This window comes from Xanthomonas hawaiiensis, assembly GCF_031834635.1.
GTDB classification, from domain to species: Bacteria; Pseudomonadota; Gammaproteobacteria; order Xanthomonadales; family Xanthomonadaceae; genus Xanthomonas_A; species Xanthomonas_A sacchari.
In genome coordinates, this window is sequence record NZ_CP115873.1 from 1,755,947 (window position 1) to 1,778,173 (window position 22,227).

Genomic DNA, 22,227 nt, shown 5'->3' on the forward strand with positions numbered 1-22,227 from the left:
GGCGGCCCATTCTCGATGCGATGGCGGTTGTCGCCGCGGTCTGCTGGCCGCAAACGCCGACCAGCGTTCTGTCCCCCGCGTTTTTCGACGCTGCCGATCCAGTCGGATCGCGCGCCGCGCCCGGCTGTTTCGTCGGCTGGTGTGGCCGACGCGGTCGCCGCATGCGCTGCGATGCCGTGGCCGTGGCGTGCGATGGATGGCCGCCGTGTTCGCTATGGGTTGTTGCAATGCCGCAAAGATCGGCCGGCACATGCCTGGCGCCGCACAGGCAATTCCTTTGAATCCAGGCGGTTGCGCGCTTCGTCGCGCCCGTGGCGAACGCCGCGCGGACAATGCTTGCAAAACGCTAGTGATCGCTATACGGTAGTTTTCACTACTTAATTGCGCGATGGCGAGGGGGCGTTCGATGCAGGCGAGTCTGGGAATCAAGCGGTATGGCGCGGTGGGTGTGGCGGTCGCGGGATGGCTGCTGGCGCCGGCCATGGCAGGTGCCGCACCGGCCGCGGCGCAGGGGCTGTGGCTGACTGCGGCCAAGGACGCAGTGGTGGAGTTCGCGCCGTGCGCGGATGCGGCCACGGCCTTGTGCGGACGCATCGTCTGGGACAAGGACGCCGGCACCGCCACCGATACCTGCGGCGTGCAGATCGCGCGCCTGGGGCGCGAGGACGGCGACACCTGGCGCGACGGCTGGGCGTTCGATCCGCGCAGCGGCAAGCGCTACAAGGCGACGCTGCGGGCCAGCGGCAAATCGTTGGACCTGCGCGCCTTCGTCGGCGTGGAAGTGCTCGGCGAGACCGAGCGCTTCACCCGCGTGCAGGCGCTGCCCAGCACGCCGGTCTGCGCCAAGTAGTCCACCGCCGCGCGCGCAACGCGCCGGCGCCATCGACGTGCGGGGCCAGCGACGGCCACCGCGCGTCCCACCTTCCTCAGCGAACCAGGGGAGATTGAGATGACGGCAGTCCGCTTCATGGCGACCCTCGCGGGCGCACTGGCCCTGCACGGCGCGTGCTGCGCCCAGGCCCACGCCCAGCAGGCCGACACCGATGGCATGGTCAACTACGAGTTCCAGAACCAGATCAAGCTGATGAGCGAGCAGCGCACGCGCGGCGTGTCCGACTCGCTGATGCGCCCGTCGCTGAAGTGGACCACCCAGTTCGTGCACGCCAGCGGCTTCGTCGCGTTGCTGGAGGTGGCCAAGGTCAGCAAGAAGCAGTTCCTCGACGGCGATGGCTTGGGCATCACCGCCGCGGCCGGCTACCGCTTCGGCAATCCCGATGCCTGGCATGCCGGTGTCGGGCTGGCCACCGAGCGCTTCCCCGGCGCCAGCTTCCTGGCCCCGCACCGCATCGACCTGGAGATCGGCACGCCAGAGGACTTCCGCCGCACCGACTACGACAGTAACTTCGGTGTGCTCGAACTCGGCTACGGCGCGATCGAAGGCCGCGTGCTGTACGTGTTCTCCAAGACCTACCGCGGCGCCGACACCGGCGGGGTATGCGCGCAGATCCTGCAGTTCGCCGCCGATCCGACGACGGCGCTGCGTTGCTTCGCCCGCGGCGAGCACGATTCGCGCGGCACCCTGCTGGGCGATCTCAACTACCAGACCCCGCTGCTGCCGTCGGTATTGCCGTCGACCACGCTGCGCCTGCACGCCGGCTACCAGAAGCTGCACAACTTCAGCGAGGGCAGCTTTGCCGACTACCAGATCGGCGTCACCCACAAGCGTTGGGGCCTGGACTGGAACCTGGACTGGGTCAGTACCCGGGTCAACGCGCATGAGCTGTACTGGGTGCAGGACGGCGCGCGCATCCGCAAGACCGATGGCGACACCCTGGTGGCCTCGATCGGCTACACGTTCTGACCCATGCGCAGCGAACTGCTCGATGCCGACCGGGGCGGCGACCAGCCGCTGGTGCTGGCGGTGGACCTGGGAACCTCCGGCTGCAAGTGCGCGCTGGTCACCCTGGACGGCCAGGTGATCGCCTGGGCGTTCGAGCCGGTGCCGCTGCATGTGCACGGGGTCTGCGCCGAGCAGGATCCGCGCGACTGGTGGAACGCGCTGCTGGTCACTGCCGCGGCGGTGCTGCAGGGCGGCGAGGCGCTGCGCCGACGGGTGACCGCGGTGTGCTGCTCGACCCAGGGCGAATGCACCGTGTGCGTGGACCGCGACGGCCAGGCGCTGGGCAACGCCATGCTGTGGCTGGACATGCGCGGGCAGGCGGCGATCGCGCGGCGCCTGCGCGGGCGCTGGCTCAACGTGCGCGGCTACGCGCCGCTGAAACTGCTGCGCTGGTTGCGCCTGAGCGGCGGCGCGCCGGCCGGCAGCGGCAAGGACTGCGCCGGCCACATCGCCTACCTGCGCGACCACGAGCCGCAGCGCTACCAGCGCACGCACAAGTTCCTCAACGCGCTGGACTATCTCAACCTGCGCCTGACCGGGCGCTTCTGCGCCACCGCCGATTCGGTGCTCACCACCTGGGTCACCGACAACCGCGACCCGATGCGCATCCGCTACGACGACGGCCTGCTGCGCTTGCTCGGCATCGAACGCGACAAGCTGCCGGACCTGGTGGCCTCCACCGAGGTGCTGGGGCCGTTGCTGCCGCAGGTGGCGGCGCAACTGGGGCTGTCGCCGCAGACCCGGGTGATCGCCGGCGCCATCGACAACTCGGCGGTGGCGGTGGCCGCGGCGGTCGAGGACTACGCCGCGCATCTGTACCTGGGCACCTCGTCGTGGCTGGGCGCGCACGTGCCGCGGATGAAGACCGATGTATTCAGCAACATCGCCGCGGTGCCGTGCGCAGTGAGCGGGCGCTACCTGGCCACCGCGCTGCAGTCCACCGCCGGCGCCAACCTGTCGTTCCTGCGCGACCGCATCCTGTTCCATCCCGACGAACTGCTGCGCGACGAAGAACGCCCGGACGTGTACGAGGTGCTCAACGTCATCGCCGCGCGGGTGCCGGCCGGGGCCAACGGCCTGGTGTACATGCCGTGGCTGTTCGGCGAGCGCACCCCGGTGGAGGACCACAGCCTGCGTGCCGGGCTGGTCAACCTGTCGCTGATGCACACCCGCGAGGACATCATCCGCGCCTTCATGGAAGGCGTGGCGTTGAACACGCGCTGGATGATGGAGCCATTCGGTCGCCTGCTCGGCCGCGATCCCGGCGTGATCGCTGCGGTCGGCGGCGGCGCGCAGTCGGACCTGTGGTGCCAGATCATCGCCGACGTCGGCGGCCAGCCGATCCGGCAACTGCACAACCCGATCCAGGCCAATGCGATCGGCGCCACCTTCATCGCCGGCGTGGGCCTGGGCCGGCTGCGCTTCGCCGACCTGCCGGCGCTGCAACGCGCGCGCCGGGTATACGAGCCGTCGCCGCACAACCGCGCGCTGTACGACGACCGCTATGCGACGTTCCGCGAGTTGCAGCGCACCCTGGCGCCGATCTACCGGCGCATGAATCCCGTTCCCGAATGCGTGCCGGAGGTTCCCCAGCATGGTGGCCCATGAACAACGTGCGCGCGTGGTCGCGCTGTGCGTGGAACTGTCGCGGCGCGGCTACCTGGCCGGCACCGGCGGCAACGTCGCGCTGCGCCTGGATGCCGAACGCTTCGCGGTGACGCCGTCGGCCATCGATTACCTGGCGATGCGCGCCGAGGACATCTGCGTGGTGCGCCTGGCCGACCTGCGGCACCTGGAGGGTGACGCCACGCCGTCGGTGGAGACCGGCCTGCATGCGCAGGTGCTGCGCCGCCGGCCCGACGTGGCCTGCAGCATCCACACCCACCAGCCGGTGGCCAGCGCCTGCGCGCTGCTCGGTGCGGCGCTGCCGGTGGAGGATCCGGCATTGCAGGCGGCGATCGGCACGCGCGTGCCGATGGTCGGCTACTTCCCGTCCGGCACCGGGCTGCTGGCCTGGCTGCTGGCGCGGCAACTGCGGCCGTCGAGCAACGCCTACCTGATGCGCAACCACGGCGTGCTGTGCTGTGGCCGCAGCCTGGAACTGGCGGTGCAGGCGGTCGAGGCACTGGAGCAGGTGGCGCGCGATCACCTGGCGCGCCGCATCGAACGCCGCGCGCTGCACGACGCCGGCCTGGCCGCACCGTTGCGCGCCGTCCTCAACGCACTGGAGGCCTGACCACATGCACGCCTTTTCCGTTTCCGTTCCCCCGAACCCGGCACCGACCATGAGCCAGACCCCCGCCATTTCGCAGTGGCCCGATGTGGACCAGTTGTACGCGCGCTTCCATGCGCTGGTGAACCAGCCGATGCGGCCGATCGGCGCGGCCGGCATGGCCAAGGTGATGCGCTACTTCGACGAGCGCTGCCAGGGCTCCAAACGCCTGGGCGAGGCGGCAAAGCAGGTGATCCCCGGCGGCGTGCAGCACAACCTGGCGTTCAACCATCCGTTCCCGCTGGCCATGCACAGCGCCGAGGGCGCGTACCTGACCGACGTCGACGGCAACCGCTACATCGACTTCCTGCAGGCCGGCGGCCCGACCCTGCTCGGGTCCAACCCGCCGGAACTGCGCGAGCATGTGCAGGCGGTGCTGGACCAGTGCGGCCCGGTGACCGGCCTGCTGCACGAATACGAGGTCAAGCTGGCCGAACTGGTCTGCGCCAGCATGCCGGCGGTGGAGATGCTGCGCCTGCTCGGCTCCGGCACCGAGGCGGTGATGGGCGCGGTGCGCCTGGCCCGCACCCACACCCGCAAGAAATGGATCATCAAGATCGGCGGCGCCTACCACGGCTGGAGCGACCAGCTGGTGTACGGCATGCGCCTGCCGGGCACCGGGCGCATGGAGGCGATCGGCATCCCGCGCGGCGCCACCGCCTACACCCAGGAATGCCACCCCAACGATCTGGAGGCATTGCGCCGCAAGCTGCAACTCAACCGCCTGCGCGGCGGCACCGCCGCGGTGCTGCTGGAACCGCTGGGGCCGGAGAGCGGCACGCGGCCGGTGCACCACGACTACAACCGGCAGGTGCGCAAGCTCTGCGACGAGTTCGGCGCGCTGTTGATCTTCGACGAAGTGGTCACCGGCTTCCGGCTGGGGCCGGGCGGTGCGCAGGGCTACTTCGGGGTCCTGCCGGACATCACCGTGCTCGGCAAGTGCCTGGCCGGCGGCTATCCGATGGCCGGCGCGATCGGCGGCCGCCGCGAGGTGATGATGAGCCTGGTCGGCGGCATCGGCACCACCGCGCGGCGGGCCTTCGTCGGCGGCACGCTGTCGGCCAATCCGCTGTCTTGCGTGGCCGGCTACCACGCCTTGCTGGAGGCGCAACGCAGCGACGCCGCCGGCCAGGCCGGCCGCGCCGGCGATCGCCTGCGGCAGGGCCTGGAGGCGATCATCCGCCGCCTCGGCCTGCCATACGTGGTCTACAACATGGGCTCGATCGTGCACCTGCAGACCTCCGGCGTGCTGCTGCTGGACACCGGCAATCTGTACAAGCTGTGGCGCGTGCGCAACGAGGCCAAGGAGCGCAAGCACATGATGGAGGAGATGGGCGCGGCGTATTCGGCGCACGGGCTGATCACCCTGGCCGGCAGCCGCATCTACACCAGCCGCGCCGATACCGATGCGGTGGTCGACGAGGCGTTGAACCGCTTCGACGACGTGTTCAAGCTGGTATAGCGCATGCCCACCCTCTCGCACATCGAAGCGCTGTGGCTGCAGACCCGCGAGCGGCTCGCGGCCAAACGCCTGCTCGGCGACGATGCGGCGGCGCTGGCGTTGCGCTGTCCGGGCACCACGGCGATGTGCTGCGGCGCGCTCGATACGGAGCGGCCGCAGTGGCTGGACTGGCGCGACCCGGCGCTGCCGGCCGCGGCGCAGGTGCACGCGCAGGTGTACGCACGGCGTCCGGATGTCGGCGCCAGCGCCTGGTCGGCCGGCCTGTTCGGCCTGCGCCTGGCCGACGTCGGCGGGGTGCTGCCGCAGGTGTTCGACGAGCAGGCGCGGCACATCGGGCCGATGCCGGCGCCGCTGGCGGGGGCCGATGCGCTGGCGACGGTACCGCCGGATGGCGGCAGCGCGCTGCTGCTCGGCGGACGCCCGCTGTGCCTGGGCATCACCGCGCAGCGGCTGGCGTTGAACGTGGAATTGTTCGAGAAATGCGCCAAGGCCTATGTGCTTGCCGCGGCCACTGGCGGCCAGGTGCGGGAGCTGCCCTGGTGGGTCCGGCGCATCGCCAACGGGCGCCTGCGCAAGGACCAGAGGCGCGCCGCCGCGGCCTTCGCCACGGGCGAACTGCCGGCCGAAAGCAAAGGCTACTGAGGGTCCACTGCGATGACCGCCATGCCATCTCCGTCTTCCAGCGCGGCAAGCGCCGTCCAGGCGAGGCGTCCGCTCGCGGCGGCCTTGTCGATCGGCGCCATCGCCCTGCTGATCCTCGGCGTGCAGCCGATCGTGCTCGGCGCGCTGGTCGAGCAGCGCCTGATCACCCTGCCCGGCGTGGGCGTGGTGGCGATGGGCGAGATCATCGCCCTGGGCATCGGCGTGGCATTGGGCGATGCGCTGCTGCCGGTGTCCTGGCAGCGCGCCACCGCGATCGTGGCGGCGTTGCTGGCCGCGGCGCTGAACCTGGCCACGGTGCAGGCGCAGGGCGATGCGGCCTTCGTCGCGCTGCGCGCGGTCGCCGGCCTGGCCGAGGGCCTGCTGGTCTGGGTGGCCACGGTCAGCATCGTGCGCGCGGCCACCCCGGACCGGGTCACCGCGGTGTTCATGGTGCTGCAGGCGCTGGCGCAGATCGCGCTGGCGGCGGCGCTGGCGCTGTGGGTGTTGCCGGCCGCCGGCTGGCAGGGCGGCTTCGTGGCCATGGCCGCGACCTGCCTGCTGGTGCTGCCGCTGGCGGCGGCCCTGCCGGCAGCGGCGAGCCAGGCTCCCGCCGCCAGCGCCCAGTGCGCGGCGACCGCCACCGCCAGGCTGCGCTGGTCGCCGGCGACGCTGGCGCCGCTGCTGGTGGCGTTCCTGCAGATGTCGGCGATCGGCGCGCTGTGGGCCTACCTGGAGCCGCTGGCGCTGCGCGCGGGGCTGGACGCGCATGCGGCGCAACTGCAGACCTCGTGGGTGCTGGGCATGCAGATCGTCGGCGGGCTGGCGGCGATCTATTGGGTGCGGCGACTGTCGGTGACGGCGACCCTGACCCTGGGCAGCGTGGCGCTGTGCCTGGTGGCCGCGGCGATGTACCGGGTTCCCGGCAATGCGGCGCTGGGCTTTGCCGCGGTGTGCGTGGCGTTCGGTTTCGCCTGGATGTTCCTGATGCCGTTCCATGTCGGCCTGGCGCTGCGCGCCGATGCGCAGGGGCGGGTGGCGGTGCTGGTGCCGGCCGCGCAATTGATCGGATCGGCCTGCGGCCCGCTGCTGGCCTCGCTGCTGCTGCACGCCGACGATCCGGCGCCGGTGCCGCTGGTCGGCCTGGCTTTTGCGGCGGCCGCGGCGTTGCTGGCGCTGTGGATCGGCCGGCGGCAACGCCACGCGACTGCCTTGCAGGCCGGCTCGCATGCGCGGTGATGAGCGCCATGCGCGTGCGCCGATCGCCGCCGCGATGCGTGCCGGCATGCCGTGCGTGGCGCAGGGCAGGGCGCTGCTGCGTGCAGCAGGATCGCCGACTACCGCCAAGCAGGAGAACGGCGATGTCGCCTGAGTCCGTGCAGGACACCGCGCCGGAGACGATCGCGGCGCTGTTCGCCGCGCAGCAGGCCACCGCGCTGGCCTGGCGCGACGCCTCGGCGAACGCGCGGCGCGCGCGCCTGCGTGCGCTGCGCGATGCGCTGCTGGCGCGACGGCAGGCGCTGATCGCCGCCTTCGCCGCCGATTTCGCCAAGCCGGCGCTGGAGGTGGAGTTGACCGAAGTGCTGCCGGTGGTCGACGAGATCGCCACCGCCATCGCCCAGCTGCCGCGCTGGATGCGTCCGCGCAAGGTCGCGCCGACCCTGCTGGCCCTGGGCACGCGCGCGCGCATCGCGTTCCAGCCCAAGGGCCGCTGCCTGATCATCGGACCCTGGAACTATCCGGTCGCCACCGTGCTGGGGCCGCTGGTGTCGGCGTTGGCCGCCGGCAACACGGCGCTGATCAAGCCCTCCGAATTCACCCCGCAGGTCAATGCGGTGCTGCAGGCGGTGCTGGAGGAAGCGTTCGCGCCGGAGGAGGTGGCCCTGGTGCAGGGCGGCGCGGCGACCGCGCAGGCCTTGCTGGCGTGTCCGTTCGACCATGTGTTCTTCACCGGTTCGGCGTCGGTGGGCCGGCAGGTGATGGCCGCGGCGGCGCGGCAGTTGACCCCGGTGACGCTGGAGCTGGGCGGCAAGTCGCCGGTGATCGTCGACCGCAGCGCCGACCTGCGCCGTGCCGCCGAGGTGATCGTCTGGGCCAAGCTGGTCAACGCCGGCCAGACCTGCATCGCACCGGACACCTTGTTCGTGCATCGCGATGTCAGTGCGCGCCTGCTCGCGCACTGCCGCGCCCTGCTGGCGCAACGCTACGGTGCCGACGCGCAGGCGGTCGCCGCCAGTCCGCATCTGGCGCGCATGATCCACCCGGCGCATGCCGCGCGCGTGGCCGCGCTGATCGACGAGGCGCGCGCCAGTGGGGCACAACTGCTTGCCGGCGGTGAGCACGATGCGGCGCGACGCTACGTGGCGCCGACGCTGCTGGCGCAGGTGCCGGCGCAGGCGCGCATCGCGCAGGAAGAGATCTTCGGCCCGGTGCTGCCGGTGGTCGAGTTCGATCACCTCGACGAGGTCCTCGACCGGCTCGATGCCGCGCCCAAGCCGCTGGCGCTGTACCTGTGGAGCCGCGACCGCGCCGGCATCGCGCGGGTGCTGGCGCGCACCAGCTCCGGTAGCGCGGTGGTCAACCACTGCCTGCAGCAGTTCGTGCACAGCGGTTTGCCGTTCGGCGGGGTCGGCGCCTCGGGATTCGGCAGCGCGCACGGCGTGCACGGCTTTCGCACCTTCTCGCACGAACGCGCGCTGCTGCACGGCGGGCGCCTGCCGATCGTCAAGGCGTTCTTTCCTCCGTATACCGCCTTGCAGCAGCGCTTGGCCGCCGGCCTCAGCGGCTGGCTGGCGCGACGCTGAGCGTCGTTGCCGATGGGCGAGGGACGCGCGCGGTAAGATGCGATGTCGGCGCGTGCAGCGGCGTTGCGGCGCATGACGCGCACGCAGGACCGCGGCGATGCGCGCCGCCACGCGGCCTCTGCCGCGCCATCACCATCGAGATCCCATGTCCGCCGACACGCCGCGTTCCCCCGCACCGCACCGCCCGCGCCTGACCGGGAACAAGGTGCCGGCCCAGCATCGCGCCACCGAGACGTACGAACAGATCCTCTCGGTCACCGCGCAACTGCTTGGCGACGTCGGCGTGGAGCGGCTGTCCACCAACCTGGTGTGCGCGCGCGCCGGGCTGACGCCGCCGGCGCTGTACCGCTATTTCCCCAACAAGTACGCGCTGCTGTCGGAACTGGGCCGGCGGCTGATGGAGCGGCAGAACCAGCTCATCCCCAAGTGGATCACCCTGCAGGCGATGAGCGGCACGCGCGAGGAACTGCAGCGCGCGCTGGCCGGACTGGTGCTGGATACCTACCGGGTCACCAAGGCGACCGAGGGCGGGGTGTGGGTGCTGCGCGCATTGCGCGCGGTGCCGGCGCTGCAGCAGGTGCGCCTGGATTCGCATGCGCAGGTGACCAAGGGCCAGGTGCGCTTCCTCAGCGAGGCCTTCCCCGACGCCGACCCGCGCCAACTGCGGCTGGTCAGCCGCATCGTGGTCGACCTGATCTATGCGACCGTGGAGTTGCTGTTCGACACCCGCCTGAGCGCCCGCGCGGTCGCCGACACCGTGGCGGCGATGATCGCTAGCCATATCGAGCAGTTGCGCGATGGGATTTAGCGAGAGCGTCTCGCACTCGAGAACGGGTGCGCAGACCATTTGTGCTTCTTATCGCCGGAGCGGCCGGCGCTAGCCGCGACACGCTGAGGTGTCGCGGCTGAAGCCGCTCCTACGATGGAAGCGGATCCACGTCGGTATTCCCCGTAAATTCCGATCCCGCGGATGTCTCACCAAGAGGCGACGACGGTGCCCTTCTTGACCAGTTCCACCTTGTCGCTCGCGCTGTTGTAGCGCAGATACACGCTGCCGTACTTCTCGAAGATGATGCGCTGATTGGCATTCATCCTCAGGCTGTTGTCACCAAGATCAATGCCCATGTTGTAGGTGGACTGGTCAAAGTTGATGCCGACATTACCTAGCGCGCCGCTGTCGAAGTGAATGCCGTTCTGCCAGCCGTGCGTGCCTGGCTGGATCTGGATCGCATGCGTGCCGGCAACGCTCGAGCCAGGCGTGTTCAACAGATTGAGGCCGATCGTCGACCCGCCGTTTGTATACGAGGTCAGTTCGCCATTGAACAGGATGCTGGTGCCGTTCGTTGCCACGTTGCGCTCTGCGATCCCGTCGTAACCATGGAACAGTTCGCTGTGGAAACCCGCCAGCCAGGGCGAACCGGTGCTGCGCTGGAATGCGCGAACGGTAGCGCCCACGCTCTGCGAGCTGTCTTGCGTGGCATTGGGGTGCGTGGTCGCGTTGAGCTGGATGTAGAGCGGCCAACTGTAGGAATTCTGCTGATCGGACTCGGAGATCAACGACAGGATCTCGTTGGTGTAGCCAGGGCCGACATTGGATGTATCGCGCCGCCCCCATCGCACCGAGGTGTCCAGCGCCGGCGAGGACACCGGCGTACTGGAAAAATCCATGTACTGGCTCAGTTGTTCGCCGACGCTGGTAATGGCACCGGCGTTGGCGGCCACCAGGACGGCGACACCGAACAGCATCACCCGGTTGACCGTCACCACACGGCGCAGGCGTTGGTCCTTAGCCTGGAGTTGTTGCTCCAGCCGCTCCACCCTGGCAATCAGGGAAGCGTCATTGCCGGCATTGCTCACGTTCTCGTTCATCGTTGCGGTCCTTCGTTGAGGTGATTGCCATGCCGGCGCTCGACGAGTGTCCTGCGAAGCTACGCTTACTCCACCGCCAGATCGTCGACCTTCTGCCAGCCGCGCGGCAGCAGCCCGCCGCGGCTGGCGCGGGCGCCGAGGTAGGCGTCCAGGTCCTTGAACGACAGCGACATGGTGCGCTGGCCGCTCTTGACCAGCAGCGTGTTGCCCGGCGCCACCGCGGCGATCGCCACCACCCGCTCGGTGCTGAGCTTGGCCTTGGGGATGTCGATGATCTTGTTGCCCTTGCCCTTGTCCAGCTCGGGCAGGTCGGCCACCGGGAATGCCAGCAGATGGCCGGCGCTGGTGACCGCGACGATGCGGTCGCTGCCGGCGCCGCTCACCGGCGCGGGCGGCAGCACCTTGGCGTTCGGGGTCAGGTTGAGCATGGCCTTGCCGGCCTTGTTGCGGCTGGTCAGGTTCTCGAAGCGGGTGACGAAGCCGTAGCCGTGCGAGGACGCCAGCACCAGGCGGCTGTCGTTCTCGCCGCTGGCGATGGCCTGGAACGACGCGCCGGCCGCGGGCGAGAAGCGCCCGGTCAGCGGCTCGCCGTTGCCGCGCGCCGAGGGCAGGGTGTGGACCAGGGTCGAATAGGCGCGGCCTTCCGAATCCAGGAACGCCACCTGCTGCGTGCTGCGCGCGCGCACCGCCGCCAGCAGGCCGTCGCCGTCGCGGTAGGACAGCGCCGCCGGGTCCACGTCGTGGCCCTTGGCCGCGCGGATCCAGCCCTTCTCCGACATCACCACGGTCATCGGCTCGCTCGGCACCAGCTCGGTCTCGTCGATGGCCTGGGCCGCGCCGCGCTGCACCAGCGGCGAACGCCGCGCATCGCCGAACTTCTTGGCGTCGGCCGTCAGTTCGTCCTTGATCAGCTTCTTCAGCTTGGTCTTGCTGGCCAGCAGCGCCTGCAGTTGCTCGCGCTCCTTGGCCAGCGCGTCCTGCTCGCCGCGGATCTTCATCTCTTCCAGCCGCGCCAGCTGGCGCAGGCGCGTTTCCAGGATGTAGTCGGCCTGTTCCTCGCTGAGTCCGAAGCGCGCGATCAGGGCGGGCTTCGGCTCGTCCTCGGTGCGGATGATGCGGATCACTTCGTCCAGGTTGAGGAACGCGGTCAGCAACCCTTCCAACAGGTGCAGGCGGCGCTCGACCTTCTCCAGCCGGTGGTTGAGGCGGCGCACCACGGTGTCGCTGCGGAAGCGCAGCCATTCCTCCAGCAGGGTCTTGAGGTTCTTGACCTGCGGGCGGCCGTCCAGCCCGATCACGTTGAGGTTGACCCGGTAGCTGCGCTCCAGGTCGGTGGTGGCGAACAGGTGGCCCATCAGCTGCTCGGCGTCGACCCGGTTGGAGCGCGGCACCAGCACCACCCGCACCGGGTTGGCGTGGTCGGACTCGTCGCGGATGTCTTCCAGCCACGGCAGCTTCTTGGCGCGCATCTGCTGCGCGATCTGTTCGATCACCTTCGACGGCGACACCTGGTAGGGCAGCGCCGTGACCACGATGTTGGCGTTTTCCTTCTGGTAGGTGGCGCGGGCGCGCACGCTGCCATGGCCGGTTTCGTAAATGGTGCGGAGGTCGGCGGCCGGGGTGATGATCTCGGCGGTGGTCGGGTAGTCCGGGCCGCGCACGTGTTCGCACAGGTCGGCGACGCTGGCGTCGGGGTCGTCGAGCAGGCGGATCAGCGCGCTGACGATCTCGTTGAGGTTGTGCGGCGGCACGTCGGTGGCCATGCCCACGGCGATGCCGGTGGTGCCGTTGAGCAGCAGGTGCGGCAGCCGCGCCGGCATCCAGGTCGGCTCGTCCAAGGTGCCGTCAAAGTTCGGCGACCAGTCCACCGTGCCCTGGCCGAGTTCGCCCAGCAGCACTTCGGCGATCGGGGTCAGCTTGGACTCGGTGTAGCGCATCGCCGCGAACGACTTCGGGTCGTCGGTGGAACCGAAGTTGCCCTGGCCCTCGATCAGCGGGTAGCGGTAGGAGAACGGCTGCGCCATCAGCACCAGCGCTTCGTAGCAGGCGCTGTCGCCGTGCGGGTGGTATTTGCCGATCACGTCGCCGACGGTGCGCGCGGACTTCTTCGGCTTGGCCGTGGCGTTCAGGCCCAGCTCGCTCATCGCATAGATGATGCGCCGCTGCACCGGCTTGAGTCCGTCGCCGAGGAACGGCAGGGCGCGGTCCAGCACCACGTACATGGAGTAGTCGAGGTAGGCGCGTTCGGCGTATTCGCGCAGCGGCAGCTGTTCGAAACCATGGAAGGCGGGGCGGGCGAGATCGGTCATGCGCGGGAAGTACCTATAGGGGAACGCGGCGCCAGGCGCCGCAGGTCAGCCGGTCGATTATCCGGATGCGGCTGGCGATGCCAAGCCGCGCGTGCCGCCGGCGCTGGCCAGGTAACGGGCCGGAGGATGGCCGAAGCGGCCGCGAAAGGCGGTGACGAAGGCGCTGGGGCTGCTGTAACCCAGGCGGAAGGCGGTGTCGGCGACGCTGGCGCCGTCGCTGAGCCGGCGCAGCGCCTCGGCCAGCCGCGCCTGCTGGCGCCAGCCGGCGAAGCCGAACCCGGTCTCGTCGCGGAAGTGCCGGCTCAGGCTGCGCGGCGACAGCCCGGCCCAGTGCGCCCATTGCGCCAACGAGCGGTCGTCGGCGGGGGTTTCCAGCAACTGGGTGGCGATGCGCAGCAGGCGCCGGTCGCGCGGCATCGGCAGGTGCAGGTGCTCGACCGGGGCGTTGCGCACCTCGTCCAGCAGCACCGCGCACAGGCGCTGCTGCGCGGCCTCCAGTTCCAGCGGCACGCCCCACTGGGTCATCCGCCGCAGTACCTCCCGGAACAGGCCGTTCATGCCGATCACGCAGGTCCGCGGCGGCAGGTCGGCGCAGACGTCGGGGCGGATCAGCACCAGGTAGCTGCGCACCCGCCCGGACACCTGCACCGTGTGCAGTTCCTGCGGCGGCATCCAGCCGGCGCAGCCCGGCGGCAGCGACCACTGGCCGTGGGCAGTGCGGGTGCCCAGCACGCCGTCCTCCACGTAGATCAACTGGCCGCGCAGGTGACGGTGCCAGTCCACCTCGCGCCGCAGCGACACCGGCGAATGCGCCAGGAACGCGACCGCCGGCGGCCCATCGGCGCGTTCGAACCACTCCAGGGCGCGCGGGTCCAGGGCGCTGTCGGAACCGTTCGCGACCGGGGAGGGGACGGCATGGGTTGGCGCGATTTCGATATCCATTGTCCGGATTGTAATACCGAGCCAGGCGCGGCCACCGCTACAGTGCGCTCGCCGTCAGTGTTCCTCCGCTGCAACGCAGCATCTAATTTCCATGGGGATATTTTCTTGACATATATTTCTAAATGAAAATAATAGGTGCCCATGAACTGCGCTCCCTCCCTGCCTGGCCCGCCCTCGTTCGGCCTGCTCCTGCGCCAGGTGCGTGACGGCCTGATGCGCCGCCTCGACCAGGCCATGACCGGGCTGGAGCCGGACCTGGGCTTCAGCCACTACCTCGGCATGAAGGCCCTGGCCTACATGGCGCCATGCACCGCCAACGAACTGGCCCAGGCCATCGACCAGAACCCCAGCGCGGTGACGCGCCTGCTGGACAAGCTGGAAGACCTGGGCTGGGTGCGCCGCGAGGCGCATGCGCAGGACCGCCGCGCGCTGCAGATCGTGCTCACCGACGACGGCCGCGCGCTGTGGCAGCAGCTCAAGCAGCGCGGCGACGACGCCATCGCCGACGCGCTGCGCGATCTGTCCGCCGAAGAGCGCGAGCAACTGTTCTCGTTGTTGGCCCGCGTCCGCGACTCCCTCAATTCGCACTGAACCCGCCCACATGACTCTGTCTTCTTCTCCTTTCCGCCTGCGTCCATTCGCGGTCGCGGCCCTCACCCTGGCGCTGGCGGCCTGCGCCAGCAGCCGTGGCCTGGAACCGCAGGGGCGCCGGCTCGATGCCGACCGCCAGTTGCACATCGACAAGACCCTGGCCGCCGACGCACTGGCGCCGGCGCCGTGGCCGCAGCAGGACTGGTGGAAGGCGCTGGGCGATCCGCAGCTCGACGCGCTGATCGCCGAGGCCCTGCAGGGCACGCCCAGCCTGGGCGCCGCCGACGCGCGACTGCGCCTGGCGCAGGCGCAGGCCGGCGCCGCCGATGCCGACCGCGGCGCCAAGCTGTCGCTGTCGGCCGGCTACACCGGCCTGCAACTGCCCAAGGGCCTGGTCGGCGACGAGATCGGCGGCAAGTACATCCACAACGAACAGGCGCTGCTGGACTTCAGCTACGGCTTCGACCTGTGGGGCGGCAAGCGTGCGTCGTGGGAGGCGGCGGTGGACCAGGCGCATGCGGCCGAGGTCGACGCGCAGGCCGCGCGCCTGGACCTGTCGGCCGGCGTCGCCCGCGCCTACGCGCAGCTGGGCTACGCCTGGCATCTGTATGACCTGGCCGGCGCCGAACTGGCGCGCTCGGAGAACAGCCTGACGCTGGTGCGGCAGCGCCGCGATGCCGGCATCGACAGCAACCTGCAACTGCGCCAGGCCGAGGCGCGGGTGCCGGCGGCGCGCCAGCAGCAGGCGGCGGCGCAGCAGCAGATCGACGAAGCGCGCACCGCGCTGGCGGCCTTGCTCGGCCGTGGCCCGGACCGCGGGCTGCAGATCGAGCGGCCGCGCCTGCTCGATCCGCAGGCCGCGCGGGTGCCGTCGGTGCTGCCCAGCGACCTGCTCGGCCGCCGGCCCGACGTGGTCGCCGCGCGCTGGCGGGTGGAAGCCGCCTCGCAGGGCATCCATGCGGCCAAGGCGCAGTTCTATCCCAGCATCAATCTGAGCCTGCTGGGCGGCGTCGCCGCCACCAACCCGGGCGACCTGTTCAAGAGTTCCTCGGTGCTGGGCCTGCTCAGCCCCGGCGTGAGCCTGCCGCTGTTCGACAGCGGGCGGCTGCGCAGCCAGTTGGCCGAGCGCGACGCGCAGTACGACCTGGCGGTGGCCAACTACAACCAGACCCTGGTGGCGGCGCTGCGCGAGGTGGCCGACCAGGTCAACGCCGCGCGCTCGCTGGCCGAGCAGGCGCAGCAGCAGGCGCAGGCGCTGGAGACCGCGCAGGCCGCCTTCGACCTGTCGCAGCAGCGCTACCGTGCCGGCATCGGCAACTACCTGGACGTGCTCAGCGCGCAGCAGCAGTTGCTGGACGCGCAACAGCGCCTGGCGTCCCTGCAAGCCAATCAGATCCTGGTCTCGGTGCGCCTGAATCAGGCGCTGGGCGGCGGCTACGACGCCACCTCCGCCGCTGACGCGCCGAGCTCTTCTTCCGCACCTTCGCATTCCTGAGATCGCTGCAATGAATCAGACAACGACCCCCGCTTCCTCCGCTCCCGCCCCCAGCCGGCGCGGCAAGCTGCTGCGCGGCCTGGCCGTGGTAGTGGTGCTGGTGCTGATCGCGCTGGCGATCTGGTACTTCCTGGTCGGCCGCTGGCACGAGGACACCGACGACGCCTACGTGCAGGGCAACCTGGTGCAGATCACCCCGATGGTGGCCGGCACCGTGGTGCGCATCGACGCCGACGACGGCATGCGCGTGGAGCGCGGCCAGCCGCTGGTCAAGCTCGACCCGGCCGACACCGAGGTCGCGCTGCAGCAGGCCGAGGCCAATCTGGCGCGGACCGTGCGCCAGGTACGCGGTCTGTACCGTTCGGTCGAGGGCGCCCAGGCCGAACTGTCCGCGCAGCAGGTGACCCTGCAGCGCGCCCGCGCCGACGTCGCCCGCCGCGCCAGCCTGGTCGCCACCGGCGCGATCTCCGCCGAAGAGCTGGCGCATGCCCGCGACCAGCTGGCCGCCGCCGAGGCCGCGGTCAGCGGCTCGCGCGAGACCCTGGCGCGCAACCGCGCGTTGATCGACGAGAACGGCGTGGCCGACCAGCCCGACGTGCAGGGCGCCGCCGCGCAGGTGCGCCAGGCCTTCCTCAACAACGCCCGCAGCGCCATCGTTGCGCCGGTGTCCGGCTACGTGGCGCGGCGCTCGGTGCAGGTCGGCCAGCGCGTGCAGCCCGGCACCGCGCTGATGGCGGTGGTGCCGCTGAACCAGGTGTGGGTGGACGCCAACTTCAAGGAAACCCAGCTCAAGCACATGCGCCTGGGCCAGCCGGTGGAACTGGAGTCGGACGTGTACGGCGGTGCGGTGACCTACCGCGGCACCGTGCAGAGCCTGGGCATCGGCACCGGTAGCGCGTTCTCGCTGCTGCCGGCGCAGAACGCCAGCGGCAACTGGATCAAGATCGTGCAGCGCGTGCCGGTGCGCATCGCCATCGACGCCAAGCAGTTGGAGCAGCACCCGCTGCGCATCGGCCTGTCGATGAAGGCCGACGTCAACCTGCACGACCAGAACGGCGGGGTGCTGCCGACCAAGCCGGCCAGCGGCACGCTGCTGGATACCGACGTCTATGCGCAGCAGCTGCAGCAGGCCGACGCGGCCGTGAAGCAGATCATCCACGCCAACCTGCCCGACGCCGCCAAGGCGAACTGAGCCCGGCCATGTCCAACCAAGCTGCCGCTCCTGCCGCGCCCGGGGCTCCGGGCGCACCGGCCGTCGGGTTCCGCCCGGCCAGTGTGGCGTTGTGCACGGTGGGCCTGGCGATGGCCTCGTTCATGCAGGTGCTCGACACCACCATCGCCAACGTGTCGCTGCCCACCATCGCCGGCAACCTCGGCGCCAGTTCGCAGCAGGCCACCTGGGTCATCACCTCGTTCGCGGTCAGCAATGCCATCGCGCTGCCGCTGACCGGCTTCCTCAGCCGCCGCTTCGGCGAGACCAAGCTGTTCGTGTGGGCCACGCTGGCCTTCACCGCGGCCTCGCTGCTGTGCGGCCTGGCCCAGAGCATGGGCATGCTGGTGGTGTCGCGCGCCCTGCAGGGCTTCGTCTGCGGCCCGATGTACCCGATCACCCAGAGCCTGCTGGTGTCGATCTACCCGCGCGAGAAACGCGGCCAGGCGCTGGCGCTGCTGGCGATGATCACCGTGGTCGCGCCCATCGCCGGGCCGATCCTCGGCGGCTGGATCACCGACAACTACAGCTGGGAATGGATCTTCCTGATCAACGTGCCGCTGGGCATCATCGCCGCCACCGTGGTCGGCGCGCAGTTGCGCGATCGTCCCGAGCCGACCGAACGCCCGCGCATGGACTACGTCGGCCTGATCACCCTGATCATCGGCGTGGGCTGCCTGCAGGTGGTGCTGGACCTGGGCAACGACGAGGATTGGTTCAATTCGACCAAGATCGTCGTGCTGGCCGCGATCTCGGCGGTGGCGCTGGCGGTGTTCCTGATCTGGGAACTGACCGACAAGGATCCGATCGTCGACCTGCGGCTGTTCCGCCACCGCAACTTCCGCGCCGGCACCATGGCGCTGATCGTGGCCTACGCGGCGTTCTTCAGCGTGTCGCTGCTGATTCCGCAGTGGCTGCAGCGCGACATGGGCTACACCGCGATCTGGGCCGGCCTGGCCACCGCGCCGATCGGCATCCTGCCGGTGATCATGACCCCGTTCGTCGGCAAGTACGCCTCGCGCTTCGACCTGCGGCTGCTGGCCAGCATCGCCTTCATCTTCATGGCCACCACCAGCTTCATGCGCTCGGACTTCAACCTGCAGGTGGATTTCCCGCACGTGGCCGGGGTGCAGTTGCTGATGGGCGTGGGCGTGGCGCTGTTCTTCATGCCGGTGCTGCAGATCCTGCTCTCGGACCTGGACGGGCGCGAGATCGCCGCCGGTTCCGGCCTGGCCACGTTCCTGCGCACGCTGGGCGGCAGCTTCGCCGCCTCGCTGACCACCTACCTGTGGGCCAAGCGCACGCAGCTGCACCATGCGCACCTGACCGAGCACATCTCCACCTACACGCCGGGCATGCAGGAACAGGTGCAGATGATGGGCAACGGCAGCCTGCAGAACGGCGCGGCGCTGCTCAACAACACCATCAACCACCAGGCCTCGCAGATGGGCTTCAACGACATCTTCTACCTGCTGGGCTGGACCTTCCTCGGGATCATCTTCTTCCTGTGGCTGGCCAAGCCGCCGTTCGGCGGCGGTGGTGGCGCGGCGGCGGCCGGCGGCCACTGAGGCCGGGGTTCGGCCGGCGCGGACCGGAGACAGTCCGCGCCGGCGATGCGATCGCGTCGCGTGCGTTCCATTGCACGATGGCGTGTCGTCCAGCATGCGTGCCCGGGGTGGCGCCCCGGCGCCGCGACACTTGCCGCTGCCGCGGCCCGCGCACCAGAATCGGCGCTCCGCAGCCTTCGGCAGCCCCCCCCATGCAGCGTCTTCTCCGCGCCCTCGGCGCCCGCTTCGTCACCGCGTTTCCGGGCGCGGCCGTCTTCGCGCTGCTGTGCCTCGGCGCGCAGCCGGCGCATGCGCAGGCCGCGTCGCCGCCCGCGGCCTCGCCGGTGCCGGTGACCCCGGCCGATCGCCTGCAAGAAGCCTGGTGGGCCGAGCGCCACCAACAGGTGCTGGCGCAGGTGCGTGCGCATCCGGAGGCGCCGCTGCTGCTGATCGGCGATTCGATCACCCAGAACTACGAAAAGGCGCAGGCGCCGGACGAGGACTTCCAGTCGACCTGGCAGACCTTCTACGGCAGCCGCGGCGCGCTCAACCTCGGCTTCAGCGGCGACGCCACCGAACACGTGCTGTGGCGCCTGCAGCACGGCGAAGTCGACGGCCTGCGGCCCAAGGTCGCGATGGTGCTGATCGGCACCAACAACACCGGCCACGAGGGGCAGGGCGCGGCGGACACCGTGCGCGGCATCGACGCGGTGGTGGCCACGCTGGAGCAGCGCCTGCCGCGCACGCGCATCCTGTTGCTCGGCCTGCTGCCCAGCGGACTGTCGGCGCAGAAGAGCGCGCGCGATGCCGAGGTCAACCGCGCGCTGGCAGTGCGCTACGGCGACAACCCGCGGGTGACGTACCTGGACATCGGCACCGTGTTCCAGCGCGCCGACGGCACGCTGGAACAGGGCCTGTTCTACGATCCGCGGCAGCGGCCGGGCAGCGGCGCGCTGCACCCGGACACGCGCGGGCAGCGGCGCATGGCCGAGGCCATCGAGCCGACCCTGGCGCGGCTGCTCGACGAGGCGCCACGGGTGCCGCTGGACGCGATGACCGACGTCGACACCGCACGCATCGCGGTGCCCTGGCTGGAGCAGGATTCCTACGACTGGTACGGCCGCCACCATGCCGCGCTGGACGCGGCACGCCAGCTGCAACCGCAGGTGGTGATGCTCGGCGACTCGATCACCCATTTCTGGGCGGGCGCGCCGCAGGCGATCCGGGTGAACGGCGCGCAGGCCTGGCAGCGCACCTTCGGCGGCGCGCGCGTGCTGAACCTGGGCTTCGGCTGGGACCGCACCCAGAACGTGCTGTGGCGGCTGCGCCAGGGCGAGGTCGACGGCCTGGCGCCGCGCTGGGTGGTGATCAACCTCGGCACCAACAATCTCACCGGCACCGAGCATGCGCGCGCCAACACGCCGCAGGAGACCGCCGACGGCGTGGCCGCGGTGGTGGCCGAGATCCGGCGGCGCCTGCCGCGCAGTCGGATCGTGCTGATGGGCATCTTCCCGCGCGGCTTCGCCGCCGATGCGCCGCAGCGCGCGCCGATCCTGCAGACCAACCGCCTGCTGGCCGCGCGCTTCGGCCACGACCCACAGGTGCGCTGGCTCGACATCGGCGCGCGGTTCCTGCAGCCGGACGGCACGCTGCCGGCGGCACTGATGCCGGACAGCACCCATCCCAGCGAAGCCGGCTACCGCATCTGGGGCGATGCCCTGCGCGAGATCGGCGTCGGCGGCTAGAAAGCAGTCGCAGACAACGCGCTTCGCCGCCGCTCAGCGGGTAGGTCGTCGTCCTCGTGGGAACGGTTTCAGCCGCGACGAGGCGCTGCCGACGATGTCGCGTCGCGGCTCTAATAAATCGTTTTGCCGCAGATCAAGCAGGCACGTCGTGACACCCTCGTAGGAGCGGCTTCAGCCGCGACGGGTCTTCCCGAGAACGCCTGTCGCGGCTGAAGCCGCTCCTGTGGCGGGCTTGCGTCGTTGTTGGAGGCGCCCTGAAGCCGCTACTACGCGCGGCCTTCCTTCATGACGCGATGTGCCACAAGGCGGCCGCGGCCGCGAGTGCGCCTCAGCCGCCGCTTGGCTTGAGCAGTTGCAATACCGCTTCGCGGTGGCCCGGCGGCGCGTTGCGATAGCGCGCCAGCAGCGCGCGCTCCTGCGCATCCTGCGCCAGCAACGGATAGTCGGAGGGCAGATCCTGCACGCGCTTGCCCGGTCCCACGCCGCACACCAGTTCGTCGAGCGAGCGGTTCAGCACGCTGCGCAGCGTCGGCAGCAGGCGGAAGCTGGGCGTTTCGCGGTCGTTCTCCCAGGCCGAGACCGACGACTTGGTGACGTCCAGCGCGAAGCCCAACTGCTCCTGGGTGAGCCCTGCAGCTCTTCTGGCTTCGCGCAAGCGCTCGCCGAAGCTATTCATCGCGGTGGGCCTCGGGGACGGCGGGCCTACCAAGATATGGAGCATCCGCCGGCTTGTCGTACAGCTGCGCTTGACTCGAATTGTTTGGAAATACAATACTCGCGCGGTGCGGAACGCACGGACGCGCGAGGATGCGCATGCAGGACAAGGACGTCATGGACACGAGGGTGTCGGCGCCGCGGTGCGCCGCCGCGCTGCGCCGGCCGACAACGGCACGACACGGCGACCGCCGGTGCGTGGGGGAGGGCGCATGGCCACCTACGAAGTGAGACTCCGGCGCGTCGCGCAACTGGAGCCGTCCTTGCAGGTGCTGGTGCATGCCGCCAATGCCTACCTGGCCGCGCGTGCGGCCGAGCGCCACAACCCCGGCTACCGTGCCTACAAGGTGGCGGTGTGGGTGAAGGGCGTGCGTGTGGACATCGGTCCGTTGCGTCCGCCGCAGCGCTGAGCGTCGCGGCCTGCATGCAGCCAACAAAAAACCCGCCGAAGCGGGTTTTGAGATCATGCTCGACCTGTCGGTCGTGGTGCCCAGGAGAGGACTCGAACCTCCACGGTTTTACCCGCTAGTACCTGAAACTAGTGCGTCTACCAATTCCGCCACCTGGGCAACTCAGAACGAGAATTGTGCGCGTGGCGGCGGACGCTGTCAAGCGCTTTGTCGCGCCAATTCGGTCGGCAGGGATGCGCCCTTGGCGGCGCTCGCTCCGGACCACGGCACCGCCGATGCGTGACGCCGCAGCGCTCGTCTCGTGCGATGGCTGCGCGC

Annotated in this window: 20 protein-coding genes and 1 tRNA gene; 16 read left to right on the forward strand and 5 right to left on the reverse strand. The window is 70.2% G+C overall.

The genetic code is table 11. From position 1 onward, the window contains the following. Positions 1–406 precede the first annotated feature (406 nt). The 10 genes from PG878_RS07635 to PG878_RS07680 all read left to right on the forward strand — a co-directional run bounded on the left by PG878_RS07635 (position 407) and on the right by PG878_RS07680 (position 9,885). Positions 407–850, forward strand: coding sequence for a DUF2147 domain-containing protein (locus PG878_RS07635; protein ID WP_425510498.1), 444 nt, complete (start codon positions 407–409; stop codon positions 848–850). Positions 851–967: 117 nt separating this feature from the next. After that, positions 968–1,861, forward strand: coding sequence for a TorF family putative porin (locus PG878_RS07640; protein WP_209029882.1), 894 nt, complete (start codon positions 968–970; stop codon positions 1,859–1,861). Positions 1,862–1,864: 3 nt separating this feature from the next. After that, complete coding sequence (locus PG878_RS07645) at positions 1,865–3,508, forward strand: xylulokinase (RefSeq protein WP_209029796.1); 1,644 nt, start codon at positions 1,865–1,867, stop codon at positions 3,506–3,508. After that, positions 3,495–4,136 (forward strand): class II aldolase/adducin family protein, encoded by a 642-nt coding sequence (locus PG878_RS07650; RefSeq protein WP_209029797.1) that lies wholly within the window; start codon positions 3,495–3,497, stop codon positions 4,134–4,136. Before PG878_RS07645 ends, PG878_RS07650 begins: the two co-directional genes overlap by 14 nt. Before the next feature lie 49 nt (positions 4,137–4,185). Continuing rightward, positions 4,186–5,634: an aspartate aminotransferase family protein gene (locus PG878_RS07655; RefSeq protein WP_209029798.1), complete on the forward strand. Its 1,449-nt coding sequence runs from the start codon at positions 4,186–4,188 to the stop codon at positions 5,632–5,634. Positions 5,635–5,637: 3 nt separating this feature from the next. Beyond that, entirely contained in the window at positions 5,638–6,276 is a 639-nt protein-coding gene (locus PG878_RS07660) for a hypothetical protein (protein ID WP_209029799.1), read from the forward strand. 84 nt (positions 6,277–6,360) lie between these two features. After that, positions 6,361–7,512 (forward strand): MFS transporter, encoded by a 1,152-nt coding sequence (locus tag PG878_RS07665; RefSeq protein ID WP_209029883.1) that lies wholly within the window; start codon positions 6,361–6,363, stop codon positions 7,510–7,512. Further along, positions 7,502–7,645 (forward strand): hypothetical protein, encoded by a 144-nt coding sequence (locus tag PG878_RS07670; protein ID WP_209029800.1) that lies wholly within the window; start codon positions 7,502–7,504, stop codon positions 7,643–7,645. Before PG878_RS07665 ends, PG878_RS07670 begins: the two co-directional genes overlap by 11 nt. Further along, positions 7,635–9,077, forward strand: coding sequence for an aldehyde dehydrogenase family protein (locus PG878_RS07675; protein WP_209029801.1), 1,443 nt, complete (start codon positions 7,635–7,637; stop codon positions 9,075–9,077). Before PG878_RS07670 ends, PG878_RS07675 begins: the two co-directional genes overlap by 11 nt. 145 nt (positions 9,078–9,222) lie before the next feature. Continuing rightward, positions 9,223–9,885, forward strand: a complete 663-nt coding sequence (locus PG878_RS07680; RefSeq protein WP_209029802.1) for a TetR/AcrR family transcriptional regulator — start codon at positions 9,223–9,225, stop codon at positions 9,883–9,885. Between the two features lie 167 nt (positions 9,886–10,052). Here PG878_RS07680 and PG878_RS07685 read toward each other — a convergent pair whose 3' ends face one another. From PG878_RS07685 to PG878_RS07695, 3 genes are all read right to left on the reverse strand, one after another. Further along, positions 10,053–10,946 carry a hypothetical protein gene (locus PG878_RS07685; RefSeq protein WP_209029803.1) on the reverse strand — a complete coding sequence of 298 codons (894 nt, stop codon included), beginning with the start codon at positions 10,944–10,946 and terminating at the stop codon, positions 10,053–10,055. A gap of 65 nt (positions 10,947–11,011) precedes the next feature. Then, positions 11,012–13,255, reverse strand: a complete 2,244-nt coding sequence (gene parC / locus PG878_RS07690) for a DNA topoisomerase IV subunit A (protein ID WP_010344001.1) — start codon at positions 13,253–13,255, stop codon at positions 11,012–11,014. Between the two features lie 57 nt (positions 13,256–13,312). Beyond that, a complete protein-coding gene (locus PG878_RS07695) occupies positions 13,313–14,197 on the reverse strand; it encodes a helix-turn-helix domain-containing protein (protein ID WP_244663444.1) in 885 nt (294 codons plus the stop codon). A gap of 141 nt (positions 14,198–14,338) precedes the next feature. Here PG878_RS07695 and PG878_RS07700 point away from each other — a divergent pair, with 141 nt between their 5' ends. From PG878_RS07700 to PG878_RS07720, 5 genes are all read left to right on the forward strand, one after another. After that, entirely contained in the window at positions 14,339–14,788 is a 450-nt protein-coding gene (locus PG878_RS07700; protein WP_209029804.1) for a MarR family winged helix-turn-helix transcriptional regulator, read from the forward strand. A 10-nt stretch (positions 14,789–14,798) separates the two neighbouring features. Then, positions 14,799–16,283, forward strand: coding sequence for an efflux transporter outer membrane subunit (locus tag PG878_RS07705; protein WP_209029805.1), 1,485 nt, complete (start codon positions 14,799–14,801; stop codon positions 16,281–16,283). A gap of 10 nt (positions 16,284–16,293) precedes the next feature. After that, entirely contained in the window at positions 16,294–17,475 is a 1,182-nt protein-coding gene (locus PG878_RS07710) for an HlyD/EmrA/EmrK family protein (RefSeq protein WP_209029806.1), read from the forward strand. An 8-nt stretch (positions 17,476–17,483) separates the two neighbouring features. Then, positions 17,484–19,061, forward strand: coding sequence for a DHA2 family efflux MFS transporter permease subunit (locus tag PG878_RS07715; RefSeq protein WP_209029807.1), 1,578 nt, complete (start codon positions 17,484–17,486; stop codon positions 19,059–19,061). A 191-nt stretch (positions 19,062–19,252) separates the two neighbouring features. Continuing rightward, complete coding sequence (locus PG878_RS07720; protein ID WP_209029808.1) at positions 19,253–20,785, forward strand: GDSL-type esterase/lipase family protein; 1,533 nt, start codon at positions 19,253–19,255, stop codon at positions 20,783–20,785. 328 nt (positions 20,786–21,113) lie between these two features. On the opposite strand, the gene PG878_RS07725 is transcribed toward PG878_RS07720, so the two are convergent. Beyond that, a complete protein-coding gene (locus PG878_RS07725; RefSeq protein WP_209029809.1) occupies positions 21,114–21,461 on the reverse strand; it encodes a helix-turn-helix domain-containing protein in 348 nt (115 codons plus the stop codon). Positions 21,462–21,711: 250 nt separating this feature from the next. Here PG878_RS07725 and PG878_RS07730 point away from each other — a divergent pair, with 250 nt between their 5' ends. Continuing rightward, positions 21,712–21,909: a hypothetical protein gene (locus PG878_RS07730; protein ID WP_010343993.1), complete on the forward strand. Its 198-nt coding sequence runs from the start codon at positions 21,712–21,714 to the stop codon at positions 21,907–21,909. A gap of 74 nt (positions 21,910–21,983) precedes the next feature. On the opposite strand, the gene PG878_RS07735 is transcribed toward PG878_RS07730, so the two are convergent. Beyond that, a tRNA-Leu gene (locus PG878_RS07735) sits at positions 21,984–22,068 on the reverse strand. Positions 22,069–22,227 lie beyond the last annotated feature (159 nt).

Bases quoted from the DNA above. Each gene is read 5' to 3' on its own strand.
- PG878_RS07640 (WP_209029882.1), top strand. From the start codon at position 968: ATGGCGACCCTCGCGGGCGCACTGGCCCTGCACGGCGCGTGCTGCGCC.
- PG878_RS07710 (WP_209029806.1), top strand. From the start codon at position 16,294: ATGAATCAGACAACGACCCCCGCTTCCTCCGCTCCCGCCCCCAGCCGG.
- PG878_RS07715 (WP_209029807.1), top strand. From the start codon at position 17,484: ATGTCCAACCAAGCTGCCGCTCCTGCCGCGCCCGGGGCTCCGGGCGCA.
- parC (WP_010344001.1), bottom strand. From the start codon at position 13,255: ATGACCGATCTCGCCCGCCCCGCCTTCCATGGTTTCGAACAGCTGCCG.
- PG878_RS07650 (WP_209029797.1), top strand. From the start codon at position 3,495: ATGGTGGCCCATGAACAACGTGCGCGCGTGGTCGCGCTGTGCGTGGAA.
- PG878_RS07725 (WP_209029809.1), bottom strand. From the start codon at position 21,461: ATGAATAGCTTCGGCGAGCGCTTGCGCGAAGCCAGAAGAGCTGCAGGG.
- PG878_RS07695 (WP_244663444.1), bottom strand. From the start codon at position 14,197: ATGGATATCGAAATCGCGCCAACCCATGCCGTCCCCTCCCCGGTCGCG.
- PG878_RS07720 (WP_209029808.1), top strand. From the start codon at position 19,253: ATGCAGCGTCTTCTCCGCGCCCTCGGCGCCCGCTTCGTCACCGCGTTT.
- PG878_RS07685 (WP_209029803.1), bottom strand. From the start codon at position 10,946: ATGAACGAGAACGTGAGCAATGCCGGCAATGACGCTTCCCTGATTGCC.
- PG878_RS07700 (WP_209029804.1), top strand. From the start codon at position 14,339: ATGAACTGCGCTCCCTCCCTGCCTGGCCCGCCCTCGTTCGGCCTGCTC.
- PG878_RS07675 (WP_209029801.1), top strand. From the start codon at position 7,635: ATGTCGCCTGAGTCCGTGCAGGACACCGCGCCGGAGACGATCGCGGCG.
- PG878_RS07655 (WP_209029798.1), top strand. From the start codon at position 4,186: ATGAGCCAGACCCCCGCCATTTCGCAGTGGCCCGATGTGGACCAGTTG.
- PG878_RS07635 (WP_425510498.1), top strand. From the start codon at position 407: ATGCAGGCGAGTCTGGGAATCAAGCGGTATGGCGCGGTGGGTGTGGCG.
- PG878_RS07670 (WP_209029800.1), top strand. From the start codon at position 7,502: ATGCGCGGTGATGAGCGCCATGCGCGTGCGCCGATCGCCGCCGCGATG.
- PG878_RS07705 (WP_209029805.1), top strand. From the start codon at position 14,799: ATGACTCTGTCTTCTTCTCCTTTCCGCCTGCGTCCATTCGCGGTCGCG.
- PG878_RS07645 (WP_209029796.1), top strand. From the start codon at position 1,865: ATGCGCAGCGAACTGCTCGATGCCGACCGGGGCGGCGACCAGCCGCTG.
- PG878_RS07730 (WP_010343993.1), top strand. From the start codon at position 21,712: ATGGCCACCTACGAAGTGAGACTCCGGCGCGTCGCGCAACTGGAGCCG.
- PG878_RS07660 (WP_209029799.1), top strand. From the start codon at position 5,638: ATGCCCACCCTCTCGCACATCGAAGCGCTGTGGCTGCAGACCCGCGAG.
- PG878_RS07680 (WP_209029802.1), top strand. From the start codon at position 9,223: ATGTCCGCCGACACGCCGCGTTCCCCCGCACCGCACCGCCCGCGCCTG.